The organism is Collimonas antrihumi, from assembly GCF_018304965.1.
Taxonomy (GTDB): domain Bacteria; phylum Pseudomonadota; class Gammaproteobacteria; order Burkholderiales; family Burkholderiaceae_D; genus Collimonas; species Collimonas antrihumi.
Genome location: NZ_JAGQED010000011.1, coordinates 13,315 through 27,222, shown reverse-complemented (window position 1 = coordinate 27,222; position 13,908 = coordinate 13,315). Strand labels below are relative to the sequence as shown.

The 13,908-nt window shown below is 56.2% G+C and carries 10 protein-coding genes; 2 read left to right on the top strand and 8 right to left on the bottom strand.

Features of this window, described 5'->3' with window-relative positions:
• Window positions 1–4 precede the first annotated feature (4 nt).
• The 3 genes from KHU29_RS11565 to KHU29_RS11555 all read right to left on the bottom strand — a co-directional run bounded on the left by KHU29_RS11565 (window position 5) and on the right by KHU29_RS11555 (window position 3,569).
• Window positions 5–679, bottom strand: a complete 675-nt coding sequence (locus tag KHU29_RS11565; RefSeq protein WP_211452958.1) for a TetR/AcrR family transcriptional regulator — start codon at window positions 677–679, stop codon at window positions 5–7.
• A 416-nt stretch (window positions 680–1,095) separates the two neighbouring features.
• On the bottom strand, window positions 1,096–2,220 hold the full coding sequence (locus KHU29_RS11560) for a heavy metal-binding domain-containing protein (protein ID WP_211452957.1): 1,125 nt from the start codon (window positions 2,218–2,220) through the stop codon (window positions 1,096–1,098).
• Between the two features lie 314 nt (window positions 2,221–2,534).
• Window positions 2,535–3,569, bottom strand: coding sequence for a hypothetical protein (locus KHU29_RS11555; protein ID WP_211452956.1), 1,035 nt, complete (start codon window positions 3,567–3,569; stop codon window positions 2,535–2,537).
• Between the two features lie 444 nt (window positions 3,570–4,013).
• Between KHU29_RS11555 and KHU29_RS11550 the strand changes: the two genes are divergently transcribed.
• Window positions 4,014–5,303, top strand: a complete 1,290-nt coding sequence (locus tag KHU29_RS11550; protein ID WP_343216051.1) for a TCR/Tet family MFS transporter — start codon at window positions 4,014–4,016, stop codon at window positions 5,301–5,303.
• A 38-nt stretch (window positions 5,304–5,341) separates the two neighbouring features.
• Here KHU29_RS11550 and KHU29_RS11545 read toward each other — a convergent pair whose 3' ends face one another.
• The 4 genes from KHU29_RS11545 to KHU29_RS11530 form a co-directional block, all read right to left on the bottom strand.
• Entirely contained in the window at window positions 5,342–6,484 is a 1,143-nt protein-coding gene (locus tag KHU29_RS11545) for an acyltransferase family protein (protein WP_246541866.1), read from the bottom strand.
• A gap of 142 nt (window positions 6,485–6,626) precedes the next feature.
• Window positions 6,627–7,979: a sigma-54-dependent transcriptional regulator gene (locus KHU29_RS11540; protein ID WP_211452954.1), complete on the bottom strand. Its 1,353-nt coding sequence runs from the start codon at window positions 7,977–7,979 to the stop codon at window positions 6,627–6,629.
• On the bottom strand, window positions 7,979–9,811 hold the full coding sequence (locus KHU29_RS11535; RefSeq protein WP_211452953.1) for a sensor histidine kinase: 1,833 nt from the start codon (window positions 9,809–9,811) through the stop codon (window positions 7,979–7,981). The genes KHU29_RS11540 and KHU29_RS11535 overlap by 1 nt, the downstream gene beginning before the upstream one ends.
• Before the next feature lie 15 nt (window positions 9,812–9,826).
• Window positions 9,827–11,188, bottom strand: coding sequence for an MFS family transporter (locus KHU29_RS11530; protein WP_211452952.1), 1,362 nt, complete (start codon window positions 11,186–11,188; stop codon window positions 9,827–9,829).
• A gap of 504 nt (window positions 11,189–11,692) precedes the next feature.
• Here KHU29_RS11530 and KHU29_RS11525 point away from each other — a divergent pair.
• The gene (locus KHU29_RS11525) at window positions 11,693–11,902 is read left to right on the top strand and encodes a SlyX family protein (protein WP_211452951.1); all 210 of its coding nucleotides are present in this window, start codon (window positions 11,693–11,695) and stop codon (window positions 11,900–11,902) included.
• A gap of 37 nt (window positions 11,903–11,939) precedes the next feature.
• Here KHU29_RS11525 and KHU29_RS11520 read toward each other — a convergent pair whose 3' ends face one another.
• A complete protein-coding gene (locus KHU29_RS11520; protein WP_211452950.1) occupies window positions 11,940–13,751 on the bottom strand; it encodes an aminopeptidase P family protein in 1,812 nt (603 codons plus the stop codon).
• Between the last annotated feature and the right edge of the window lie 157 nt (window positions 13,752–13,908).

Sequence of the window (13,908 nt, the reverse complement as noted above, 5' to 3'; positions counted from 1 at the left end):
TCGGTTATTCGTCGGTACGCGTAATCGGCGGCAGCGCCAGCCCGTGCTGCAGCAGCGCCTTGATGTGTCTTTTCAGAACATCCTTGTCAAGCAGCGCTGCCTTGTTCAAGGCTGGCATTAGCGGCCTGTTCTTCAAGGTGCGCGCCATCGCCAGCGGCAACATGGTCAAGCCGAGCACCGAGATAAAGATCAGGCTCGGCTCCAGTCCCGGATTGATGGTTCCCGCTTGCTGACTGCGCCCGATGTTCTCAGCGAACAAGGCGAGTTTGGCCAACGGTACCCGCTTTACCATGCGCTCGCGCAATTCACCGCCATCGCTCAGGACTTCGCGCACCCACAAGGCAGGCATCCACGGCATGGTTTCGGTGGTCGCGATCATGCGCTCGACGATACCCATGATCATTTGCTCGGGAGATTCGCCGCCAGTAATCGGATCCCAGATACTGTTGACGAACAGGCAGACCCGCTCATCCACCACAGCCTCGATCAACTGGTCGCGGTTATTGAAGTAGTAATGCACCATGGCCGAGGTAACGCCGGCCTGGCGCGCAACCGCCGCCACCGTAGTCGCCGCGATTCCTTGCGACGAGAACAATAGCGTGGCGGTATCAAGTAGCTTTTCGCGCGTGTCCTGGTCGGAAGCTACGGGACGTCCGCGGGTTGGCGTTGGTCGGTCCATGCAATTGAGATTAATCAATGCATTAATTAATTACAAGGACGGATATGTAACGTAAAGATGATCACAAACCTGATAAATCACATTAGAAATGTGATTTATCAGCATGATTTAAAAGTATTTTTTAAATTTTCATTAAATGAAATTTTGCCATCACCCCATGAAATTACACACACGGGGTTTCTCCTTGTTTCAACGACTGAGTCAGCTCACCGGCTTTAAGCGATCCCATCAGCGACAGCAAAGTATTGAATGCATTGGTGTCGCCACCCCCGCCCATCTGGATCTGCGGCACCAACGGCACCTTGGACGTCTCAAACGCTTCGGCCAGGCGTCCCCGCCGGCGAGCATCCGCCAGCCTTTGCGCTACAGAGAGCGCGGCAAAATCACATTGTCATTGCGCTCAGAAATTGGGCAACTCAGGGATTTCCGCTGCGATCCAGCGAAAAACCGAAATCACCATCAATCCAGGTGTCCTTGTCGCGAATAATTGCCTGCGCAGGAAGCGCAGCGGTCTTGACCGAAAAGCCTTGATTTTTTTTGACCGCGGTACCGATCGCCATGAACTCGACCAGTCCGCTACCGATTTCAGCGATATAGGTCTTTACTCCGACGACTTCCTCCGCGCTGAGCGCATCAGCCTCACTTTTCAAACGCTCAATCGCAATCTCACGCGCATCATGAATCAATGTAGTCAGATCGCTGATCTCGCCCTTGGTGAAGGATTTGAATGCCGCCATGAAGCCGCCCACCATGCCCAGCGAGTAGATTGAAGTCGACATCAGCAATTTGACTGGCGCATAACCCAGGCTGGTCATTGCCCACAGTTCTTCACCAGTCAAATCGCTGGTGACCGGATTGCCGTCCGCGCTGGCAGGAAGCGCACTATGCCTCGATGCCGTGCCGGTCATCAGCATCTCATGCGTTCCCATCCATGGCAATATGGTGGTGCGGATACCGACTACGGCATTGGCGCCATCGGCCTTGGCCTGGCTGACCAGCCGTTCAAGCGCCTTGTGGCGCGTCGTATTGAAGATATTGCTGTACTCTGCGATTTCACCGCGCACCAAAGTCTTCAGCGACCCCATGATGCCGCCGCCGACTCCCATCGAATAGGCGATATTGCCGAACGCATGCTGGATCGGCTCATAGCCGGCATCCATGTGGCAATACAGTTCTTGCGCATCGCCGGCCGTGGTGAAGAAGCGGCCTGGCAGGTTGCGTGCGTGGATGCATGAACCCACGAACAAAAACTCGGTGTTGCCGCTGAACGATCTCAATTCGCTGGAAACCCCTGCCACGCCTGAGGCTCCCGCCTGCATCGCCTCCCTGGTCATGCGCTCGAAGGCACTGGCACGGCCTTCGTGGATCGCCGCAGTCACTTGCGAGATCTCGCCACCAAGCATGTTTTTCAAACCGGCGCCGATCCCGCCGAGAAAGCCCATCGAGTTGACGCTGTTGCCTACTACGATTTCACCTGCCGAATAATTCTTTAACGCCAGGCAGAAAATCTCATTCCCGGATAAACCAGTTACTTTAGCCATACCCAATCCTTTTTATCGACAATAAATATCCGCCAGTTCACTCGGCATTCATCTCGGATATCAGTGAAAATGAACTGAAGACGAATCGATTCTGAACCTTAAATTGAAAGGCAGCTACTGATTTCGGACGATTACGATTGGAGTATTTCTTCAGCCATGCCGGCATGAATCATTGATATTCAGGAGCGATATTTCTGAGGACTTTTTTTCGGAAAATAGCGAGAGTAATTATTCAATGAGATAAATCTGATCCGACGCAATCTCGATATGGCGAATGGCGCTGCCATGCCCATTCACCATATCGTTGCGCCGTCTTAGAAGTTAACTGCCGACTTAACTGACTGCATCGCAGCGCCGTTCAGAAAAATATAAAAATTCTGCAGTGTAGTGGCGCCGGGTACCGATAGTTGAAGCTGCGTCCCATCTCTCAACAGCGCGCCGCGATAGATAGCACCGTTACTTTGATAGTACACACGGAATTCCGGAGTAGCTACCTTTAGCGCCGCATTGGAGACCCATGCGCGGACACCCGCCAGTGTGACGATTTGGCCGTCAGTTATCTGATACGTCAACCCGTCGGTTGAGCTGACGTGGGGAAAAAATCCTTCGAGCGTCGAAACCGTGTTGGTGCAAGGTGTGATATTTACGCCTGTCGTCACCGGCAGAACGCAATCGCCGACGGATAGCGTGTCACCGACAGACTGCCTGACGATCTTAAGATATGCCGAACCGGGTTGCCAGCTGGCCTGCTTGTTGTATAGCGACAAACCATTGATAGTGTTGGTGATGATCCCAAGGCTGCTATTTGTGAAAAGCTCAGTTGGCGAACTCGCGATCAACCCCGATAGTCCCACCGCCGTGACGCTGGAATCAAGCAGAGAACGAATGACGGTCTTGCCGTCTGCTGCAAAAAAATTGGTCAGGATATTGTTGCCTGAATAGCTGACGCTTCCTTGTGTAGGACCTGCTGCGGTATAGACATTCCCGTTAACCAGGTACCGGCCTGCGGCAGAAAATTTTGGTAACGGCAATGTAGAGGCTAAAGTCGTATATGTTTCTGATAGCAGCTGCGGACCGCCGGCCGCAGAGAGCGGTATGTTTGAGTCGTAAGTGAAAAAGAAACTACCGGGATTCACTGTTAACGCTCCGGACGAGGAAGTTGAAATACTCAAACTTCCATCCAGGTAGTGCAACCCGCCGTTTGCAGAGAGTGCCATGCTTTCATAGTTCTTTTGCGCATCGCTCACCACTGGCGTGCTCGGTGCAGGCGCACCGGAAGAACTGCCGCCGCCACCGCAACCTGCCAGCGCGAGGGTTAACAGGGTAACCGTACATGGGTATATCTTCATGAATAACCTTTGCAATTTAAATTTCGATAAATTGAACTACATGGGCATCAAAAAGATCGATACGGACCGCTCGGTAACAAGTTGCTTTTTTTCTGCTGGCGCCATCCGGCAGCGTCATCCGGTGTCTCCATAGCACTCCCCGCTTAAGCATACGTATTATTTTCTTGATACGACCGGGAATGAATACTACATAGCAACATGTCAGCCTGATAATGAGAAAGTGTTACAAAATGTACAGACGGCAATAATTGCCTACTGCGTTGCCAAGCCACAACAAACAACAATCAGTATTGGATTTTTGGCATGAAGTGTCGTAGGAATAACTTCGTCGAGTACGGATAGGCACCCGGCCACAGCATCGCATTTTGGATATGATGACTGATGGCAATCAGGCGATCCCTGCGCGCCGCGACAACATGAAACCACCTACCGGAGTAGCAAAGCGTGACCAATTTCACCGCCCCGCCCCAGAACCGAACCCGCACCGCAGCCATGCCCTTCATCATGCTGACCGTATTGATCGACATGATTTCAATCGGCCTGATCGTTCCGGTGCTGCCGGCTCTGGTCGGGAAATTCACCGGTTCGCAAGCCGACCAGGCCTTCTGGTATGGCGCGATCGCCTTTGCTTTCGGCATCGCCAACTTTTTCGGCTCGCCGATTCTCGGCGCGCTGTCCGACCAGTACGGCCGGCGGCCGGTGTTGTTGCTGGGGTTTTGCGGCCTGGCGTTGAATTTTTTTGCGACTGCTTTTTCCACGGCGCTGTGGATGCTGATTGTGGTGCGCCTGATCGGCGGCGCGATGCAGTCCAACGCTGCGGTGTGCAATGCCTATGTGGCCGACATCACCGAGCCGGAGCAGCGCGCCAAACGTTTCGGCATGATCGGCGCGATGTTCGGCGTCGGCTTTATCGTCGGTCCGGTAATGGGCGGTTTGCTGGGCGCGATCAATTTGCGCTTGCCCTTTATTGTTGCGGGCAGCCTGGCGTTGCTCAATCTGATGTATGGCTATTTCGTGCTGCCGGAATCGCTGCCGCTTGAGCGGCGCCGTGCGTTCGGCTGGAAGGCAGCCAATCCTTTGACCTCGTTGCGTGCGCTATCGCGCTTGAAAGCCGTAGGCCCGCTGGTTGCAGTGGTTGCCTGTAACGGCTTGGCGCAATTCGTGTTGTATACCACCTGGGTGCTGTACACCACGTTCAAGTTTGGCTGGGGGCCGCTAGAAAACGGCCAGTCGCTGGCGGCAGTCGGCGTCATGTCGGTGATTGTGCAAGGCGTGTTGCTGGGACCGTTGTTGAAGCGCTTTAGTCCCCAACGGCTAGCTGTTATCGGATTGGTTTCCTCTACCGCTGCCTACCTCTTGTGGGGCGCTGCCAGTCAGTCATGGATGATGTATGCGGTGATTTTCGCCAATGTGTTCGGCGCTACCGTGAATGCTTCGATTCAAAGCATTATTTCTGGCGCTGTCGATTCGCACAGCCAGGGCCAGACGCTAGGCGCGGTCAGCTCGCTCAACAGCCTGATGGCGGTGGTCGCGCCGGTCATTGGCGCGCCGTTGCTGGGAATGGTGTCGCATTTGCCCAAAGGCGACTGGCGAATCGGTGCGCCGTTTTATTTTTGCGCAGTGCTGCAATTGGCAGCGCTGGTGCTGGCGTTCCTGCATTTTCGACGTCAACGGCGCCAGCGCACGGACCTTGTGTCCGCCAGCGGCAGGCAGGAGATGGAAGATATGCTGTAAGCGCCCTCTCGGCGCTTACATGCGTTGTCAGGCGTAAGTTATGCCGCGACCGGAACCTGCAACGCCAAACCTTGGCCGGATGCCCGCGCTGAAAGACGGCTCAGCGGGATTTCAACCCAACGATAGAATATTGCGCCGGCGGCCAGGCTGGCAGCCCAGGCCAGCACCATGCCGCCTGCCTGCAACAACGGCCGCGCCGGAACGAATTTGGCGAAAGCGGCGTTAACGATCAGGCATACCGGGAAATGCACCAGGAAGATCGAGTAAGAGATCCGTCCGAAAGCGCGTACCCAGGCAAAACGCTGGCGCGACAGCAATATGCCGCGTCGGCTTACCAGTACCAATGCACAAGCTACCAGCAGTGCAACCGCAATGCGGCTGCGGAAATCGATCGCTAATGCGTACGAAGTTGGCAGTAGTATCGCCGCCATCAGCAGCGCTACCGCTGCCGGCCGGCGGCCCAGGTCACGCGCCCACCAGGCAATCGCGCCCAGGCCATAACTGCCAAAGAAATATGGCGCCCAGGCGTCCCAGGCGGCATCGCGATTGAAGTACAGCAGCGATGCGCTGACGCCGATCACCACCAGCGCTGGCGTCAGCCATGGCATGGAGCGACGCTTGGCCAGGCCACCGGTCAGCCACAGCAGCATGGCCAGCAAAGCGTATAGCTGGAAATCGATGGCGACATACCAGGCGCCGGCCGAGATCGATTCATAACCTAGTATTGAGTGCAACAACAGTGCATGAGCGGCCAGCTGCATCGCCGTCGGCATCGCCGAGATGGAGTAATGCGTCATCCACAATCCGGCCCAGGCTGAAGCGCCGACTGCCAGCACGGTCGCCACCAGGAAAGGCGGCACCAGCTTCATGTAACGGCGCCACAAAACACGCAGAGGATCGGAAACGGTTGAAGTGCCTTGCGGCGAGAGTGACTTGGCCGCCAGGAAACCGCCGACCACCAGGAACACCTGGACCGCGATGCGGGCGTAATCGTCGAGCCACCCAATCAGTGTCGGCGCGATGGGACGGACGTGATCAGCCATCGGCCCATAGAACGCCAGATGGTGCAAGACAATCAATTGCGCAGCGATGACCTTTAACAGGTCGATAAAACCGAATTGAAAATTGGAACTGCGGTCTGGTGCTTTGAATGAGCCTGAAGGCAGCGGTGAAGCGCTCATTGTGACATCCATCTTGAAAAAGATGCCAATGATAAAGATTCAAGCGCGATTGTCCAGTGGAATAATGTTCTGTAACATCTCCCATTTTCAACAACTTATTGTCGGACCTGCACGACTTACCTGACGCGACCCTATGCCGGGCTTATGTTTTACCTACGGCCAGCTGGTATTTCTTGATTTTGTCGTACAGGGTTTTCTTGGGCAGACCCAGCCGATCCGCGGCGATGGCGACGTTGCCGTTACTCAGATTCAACATTTCTGCGATGAGCATGCGCTCATAGCTATCCATTTGCTGCGGCAGCGGCACGGCGCTGATGACATCGCCGTTGCCCTGGCCAACAAGATCGCCTACCCCCTCGGCCACACCCAATACCAGCCGGTCGGCAAAATTGCGCAACTCGCGCACGTTGCCCGGCCAGTCGCGGGTTTGCCATTGCGCCATCTGTGCCAGCGTCCATTGCGGCACCGGCCGCTGATAACGAATCGCCGCGCCCTGGATAAAATGGGCCAGCAACAGTGGAATATCTTCGCGCCGTTCATTCAGGCGCGGCAGGTCGATGCTGACCACGCCGATGCGGTAATACAAATCTTCGCGAAAACTGCCCTGCGCACTCATCTGCAGCAGATTGGCCTTGCTGGCGGCGATGATGCGGCAATCGATGGCGATCGCTTCATTGCCGCCGAGCCGCTCCAGCTTGCGCTCTTGCAGCACGCGCAGCAATTTGACCTGCAGCGCCAGCGGCATGCTTTCAATTTCATCGAGAAATACCGTGCCGCCTTTTGCATATTCCAGTTTGCCGATGCGTCTTTTCTGAGCGCTGGTGAACGCTCCGGCCTCATGGCCGAAAATTTCGCTTTCGAATACGGTTTCCGGCAATGCGCCGCAATTGATGGCGACAAACGGACCTGTACGGCCGCTGGCGACATGCAGCTGGCGCGCCACTACTTCCTTGCCGCTGCCGGTCTGGCCGTTGATCAGGATATCCACCATGCTCGGGCCGACGCTGCGGATCATGGTCCGGACGCGCTCGATTGCGCTCGACTGGCCAATCAGGCTCGGCATGTCCGGATGCGCTACCCAGGCTGCTTTCAGACGTCGATTCTCAATGATCAGGCTACGTTTTTCCTGCGCCCGGTGAGCGGTTTCCATCAGGCGCTCAGCGGCAAAAGGTTTTTCGATGAAATCGTAGGCGCCGGCGCGCATCGCGTCCACTGCCATGCTGACGTCGCCGTGGCCGGTGACGACAATCACCGGCAAATCGGGATCCAGCGTCACCACTTGCGTCAACAGTTCCAGGCCCGAGCGGCCGGGCAAGCGCACGTCGGTGACAATCACGCCGGCAAATCCGGCGCTCAGCCACGTCTGTGCCTGCTCTACGCTATCGCAAGCATGGACGGTGAAGCCACCCAGTTCCAACGTCTGGGTGATTGCCTCTCGCACTGCTTGTTCGTCCTCGATCAATACTGCTTCCAGCGTCGCCACCCTTACCTCCATCAAGATTCCACCGATGATTCGACCGATTCGAGCAAAGGAATACGCAACACGAATTCGGCGCCGCCTTCGCTGTGATTATTCGCCGTCAGCCGGCCGTTCATCGCCTGCACGATGGAAGATGAAATGGCCAGGCCCAGGCCCAAACCTTTGCCGGACGGCTTGGTAGTAAAAAACGGCTCGAACAGATGCAGAGCGACCTGCGCCGGGATACCGGGCCCGGAGTCGCGGATCCGGACCACCGCCTCGCCAGCCTCGCATTCCAGCAACAGGGAGACGTTTTTTTGTTCGGCATTATCCACCGCGTCCAGCGCGTTGCGCAACAGATTGATCAGCACCTGCTCGGTGCGCACCGAATCGCCGACCACCTGTGCCGGGTGGCGGATATCGATCTGCAGCTTTGCATCATGGGTCTGAAATTCGTTGTTCAACAACAATGCCGCCGCCTCTATCGATTTCGGCAAATCTATGATGGCTACCGCTTCATGGCTTTTCCTGGAAAAACCGTTGAGCTGCCCGACTATCTTGCCCATACGGGCGCTCGCGTTGCTGATGTGGCTTAGATTTTCAGTAGCTTTATCAGCTTGTCCGCGCGTCAGGAAAGTCATGGCGTTGTCGGCAAAGGCACGGATCGCTGCCAGCGGCTGATTCAACTCGTGGGCTATGCCAGCCGCCATTTGCCCCAGCATGGCCAGCTTGCCGGCCTGGATCAGCGTGTTCTGGGTTGATCGCAGCAAATGCTCGGTTTCTTTCAATTTAACGTATTTGGCTTCCAGCGTTTGATTCGCCACCCTCAGTTCCTGGGTTCTTTGGGCGATGGTCCGATCCAGGTATTCGGCCGATACCAGCCGTTCTTCCAACCGCCGCCGGCGTTGGTATAGCGCCCACAAGGAAATTCCTGCAATCGCCAGCAACAGCACCGCCGCCAGCGTCCACAACATGGCGATACGGGCAATCCGCGCTTGCGAAGGAAATAACATAAGCTGCCATCCCAGGCGACCAATGCCACGTGTAACATGCTGGCCGAATTCCGCCCTTTGCAGCTTCGGCAGCGACGCCACCGGCGTAATCGCTTGATCCGCGTATTGATGGGTGCCGGTCAGGTCTTGCTGTATCGCGCCGTTCAACGGATACAGGCTGTGATATTTCCAGGCCGGGCGATTACTCAAAAACACCACCCCGCTGCTGTCCACCAGCGTAATCGGCTCTTCGCTGCTGCGCCAGGTATGTTCGAATTCGGTCAGGTCTATCTTGACCACCATCACGCCCAGCGCGGTATTTACACCCGTTGCACCGTTTGTGTCCCTTGTGTCCCTTGTGCCACTGTCTGCTGCGCTGGCATAGATTGGCTGTGCGATGAAATAACCAGGCACATTGGTGGCATTGCCGATACCGTAAAAACGTCCGGCATTGCCTTTGATAGCCTCGCGGAAATAAGGGCGAAAACCGAAATCCCGGCCGACAAAACTGGTAGGCGTATCCCAGTTGCTGGAGGCCAGCGTCAGGCCTTTGCGATCCAGCATGTAAATCGCCACCACCTTCGATTGCCTCTGGATCAATTGCAACGTCTGATTCAAGCGCTGGATGTTGCGCTGGTCTTCCGGCTGCGCCAGCGCGTGCAACACATCCGATTGGAAGCCAAGGGTAAACGGCAGCGTCTCGAATTTCTGCAGCACGGATTCGAGATCGAGCGCGATGATTTGCAGCTGCCGTTCGCTGGCTTCGCCGATATCGCTGCCGGCCTTTCTGCTGGCCACGACATAGGTGCTCAACACCACTGCAATGACGCAGGCGATCGCCAGCACAATCCATGGCAGCGGCTTTCTTGCTGTCATAACCTCAGCCAGCCTTTAACGTGAAGCGGCAACCTGGCCATTTGGCGTGAATTTCGCCGTTTCAAGCGGAACATCTTTGAGAAGACCTTCCTTCTCCGGATCGCGCATCTTGTAGGCCACGACGAATGCCACTGCGCACATCGCCGACACGTACCAGTAGAAAGTCGGTTCCATGCCAGCCTTTTTCAGTTCGAGTGCAACAAACTCCGCGGTCCCGCCGAACAATGCGTTCCCCACCGCATACGACAAACCAACACCCAATGCGCGCACTTCGGTCGGGAACATTTCCGCCTTGATCAAGCCGCTGATGGAGGTATAAAAACTCACGATCGCCATCGCCAGGATGATAAACCCGAACGCTGCGTAGGGATTCGTCACATCTTTGAGCGCATGCAAGATCGGTACCGTCGCCACGGTAGCCAGCGCACCGAACCAGAGCATTGATGTACGACGGCCGATCTTGTCGGAGAGCGCTCCGAACAACGGTTGCATCAACATGTACACAAGCAGCGCCACAGTCATCACGTTGCTGGAGGTTTTCGCGCTCATGCCGGCCGTATTCACCAGGTATTTCTGCATGTAAGTGGTGAAGGTGTAGAAAATCAAGGAGCCGCCGGCGGTGAAACCGACCACTGTCATAAATGCTCTTTTATGTTTCATCAGGCCGGCCAACGTGCCGGCGTCCTTGTTCTTGCGGGTCTCTGCAGTCGAAGTTTCGCTCAGCGATTTACGCAGATACAGTGCAACCAAGGCTGCCATCGCACCCAAGACGAAAGGAATGCGCCAACCCCAGGCGTGCAATTGCTCGGAAGTCAGGAGTTGCTGCAAGATGACCAGCACCAACACCGCCAGCAACTGGCCGCCGATCAGGGTCACGTACTGGAACGAGGCGAAGAATCCGCGCCGCCCTTCCAACGCGACTTCACTCATATAGGTAGCGCTGGTGCCGTATTCACCGCCCACCGACAAGCCCTGGAACAGGCGTGCCAGCAGCAACAGCGCCGGCGCTGCGTAGCCGATGCTGGCGTAGGTCGGCAGGCAGGCGATCATCAACGATCCGCCGCACATCATCAGCACCGAGATCATCATTGCCGTGCGCCGGCCGCGCTTATCCGCGATCCGTCCGAATAGCCAGCCGCCGATCGGCCGCATGAAAAAGCCGACCGCGAAGATGGCTGCGGAACTGGCTAATTGCGTGGTCGGATTACTGCTAGGGAAAAACATCGGCGCAAAATAAATCGCGCAAAACGAGTAAATGTAAAAATCGAACCATTCGACCAGATTGCCGGATGAGGCGCCGACGATGGCAAAGATGCGTTTTCGGGTGTCTGCGGCAGCAGCATGGGCGGCCTGGCCGGACGGATGAAGGGTGGACATGGATATCTCCTGGTTTTAGTGTTTTTTATACAATCCCGGCAATCACCGTGCATCTGTAGCTTGCATGCAAGTTATATCATGCCATTCAGATGGCATAAGTGGCAAAGGGGGATTGGCTAACGGTGGCTATCGCCGTGCGGAATGCGAGACGAATGGTCTGATACAGCTAAGCTCGACTGATTTGCGTGGCATTTTATCTCCTGTTGACACTAGTTTTGTACAAGACATTGCAGACTTCGTGCCAGCGCAGGAGAAAAATCTAAGTGTCTGATTTATTGGAGATAACCGTAGCGCAAAGGGAATTTTTGGGGGATTTTCGTGCGGAAATCCGGAATCGCACCTTTACCTGTTGCGGATTTCCGCGCAGCGACTCCGCTATGAGACGACCGCCACCAGATGACCGCTTTAAGATGAAATATACGGCGGTCCCGGCAGCGCTATTGCGCTACCATCTGGCCTGCAGTAAAACAGGTAACAGCAAGGAAACACCAAGGAACCCGGAAAATGAATCAAGAAGAACGCATGGTCGATATCGAAATCAAGCTTACCCGGCAAGACGATATGCTGGACGAGTTGAACAAGCTGGTGTATCGACAACAATTGAAGATAGACCAGCTGGAAACCTTGTGCGCAGCTTTGGCGCGGCGCATCAAGGATACTGCGGATAACAATAATGCGGGCCAGCCCGTCAATGACCGGCCGCCGCATTACTGATTACCCGCTACCGGCTAGCGGCTACCGACGATTACTGTCAGAGCGCCTCGGTCCGGCTCTCCAGCCACTGCTTGGCGTCGCCCCTCACGTGCGGCGACAAACGTTTCCTGACTTCGGCATGATAAGCATTGAGCCAATCGATTTCGTCGCTGCGCAACAAGCCCAGATCCAGGCAGCGGCTATCGATCGGACATAAGGTCAGCGTCTCGAACCGCAGATACTCGCCGAACTCGGTGGTCTCGGCTGACTGGTTCAGCACCAGGTTTTCAATCCGCACACCCCAGTGGCCGGGACGATAGATACCTGGCTCTATCGAGGTAATCATGCCCGGTTCCATCGCCGTATGCGGATCCGGTGCAGCACTGCCGGCAATGACCTGCGGGCCTTCATGCACATTCAGGAAATAACCGACGCCGTGACCGGTGCCGTGGCCATAGTCGATGCCTGCGGCCCAGATCGGCGCCCGCGCAATGGCGTCCAGCAAGGGCGATTTGATCGCGCGCGGGAATTGCGCTGAAGAGAGTGCAATCACGCCTTTCAACACCAGCGTGCAATCGCGTTTTTGCGCTGCCGATGGCTGGCCGATCGGCGCCATGCGCGTGATGTCTGTGGTTCCGCCCACATATTGACCGCCGGAGTCGATCAGCAGCAAACCGTCGCCGCTGATAGTGGCGTGCGATTCTGCGCTGGCCTTGTAATGCGGCATGGCGCCATTGGCGTTGAAGCCGGCAATGGTGGCGAAACTCGGGCTTACAAAACCCGGGCGGCGCGCCCGGGCGGCGGTGATATGCGTATCGACCATCACTTCGGTAACGGTTTCCTTGCCCAGCGCCTGCTCCAGCCAGGCAAAAAATTCGCATAGCGCGGCGCCGTCCTGCTCCATGGCAGCCCGCACGTGCGTTATCTCGTCGACGCTTTTACGCGACTTGGCAAACGTGGTGGGATTGATTGCTTCGGCCACCTTGACGGTGGCTGGCACGGCCTGTCGCAAGCCCAAAGTGACGCGACGCGGATCGAGCAGCAATGTTGCGCCGGCAGGCACGGCTGCCAGTGCTGCGGATGCCTGCTCATACGGTGCCAGCGTGACGCCATCCTGGCTGAGAAGATCGCGCAAGGCTGGCGGCACTTTACCGTCGGCGACGAATAGCGTGCTTTGTTTCGGACCGATCAGTGCATGGGCCACGAACACCGGGTTGTAATTGACATCGGCGCCGCGTAAATTGAACAGATAGGCAATATCGTCCAGAGTGGAAATGAAATGCCATTGTGCGCCGTGCTGCTGCATGGCCTGGCGTAACTGCTCCAGCTTGGCGGCACGCGATAGCGGTGCATGCGATGCTTCGTGCTGATACACCTCAGCCATCGGCAAGCCCGGCCGTTCGCTCCAGATTTCACCCAGCACATCGAGATCGGTGCGCAATTTGCTGCCGCCTTTGGTCAGCGCCTGTTCCAGTGCGCGGGCCGTGGCCAGCCCGAGCACCGCAGCATCGACCGCCAATGTCTGGCCGGCTGGCAAATTGGCAGACAGCCAGTCGAGATGCAACAAACTGCTGCCAGTCGGTGTTTTCATCAGTACGATTTCAGTGCCCGCCAGCTCCGCTTCCGCTTGCGACCAATAGCGGCTGTCGGCCCAAAGACCGGCGAAGTCGGCGGTAATGATCAGATTAGCGACAGAACCGGTGAATCCCGACAACCATTCACGGCCCTTCCAGCGTCCAGGCAGGTATTCGGACAAATGCGGATCGGCCGAAGGAATCAGGCAGGCGTCAACGTTGTGATTTTGCATTGCGGCGCGCAATTGCTGAATGCGCTGAGCAGCGGTATTCTGGGAAAAGGTTCTGGCGTTCATAGAGGTCGGGGTAGGATAAACAATACGAGACGATTTGGATGGACTAATTCGGGTAGATTTAGCCACTTGGCGTTAAGCCGACAAGCATACCACTGCAAAGCAAAAAACGGTGTCTTGCATCGCCGCCACTGACAATCAAAAAAACGGGTAAGCTCAC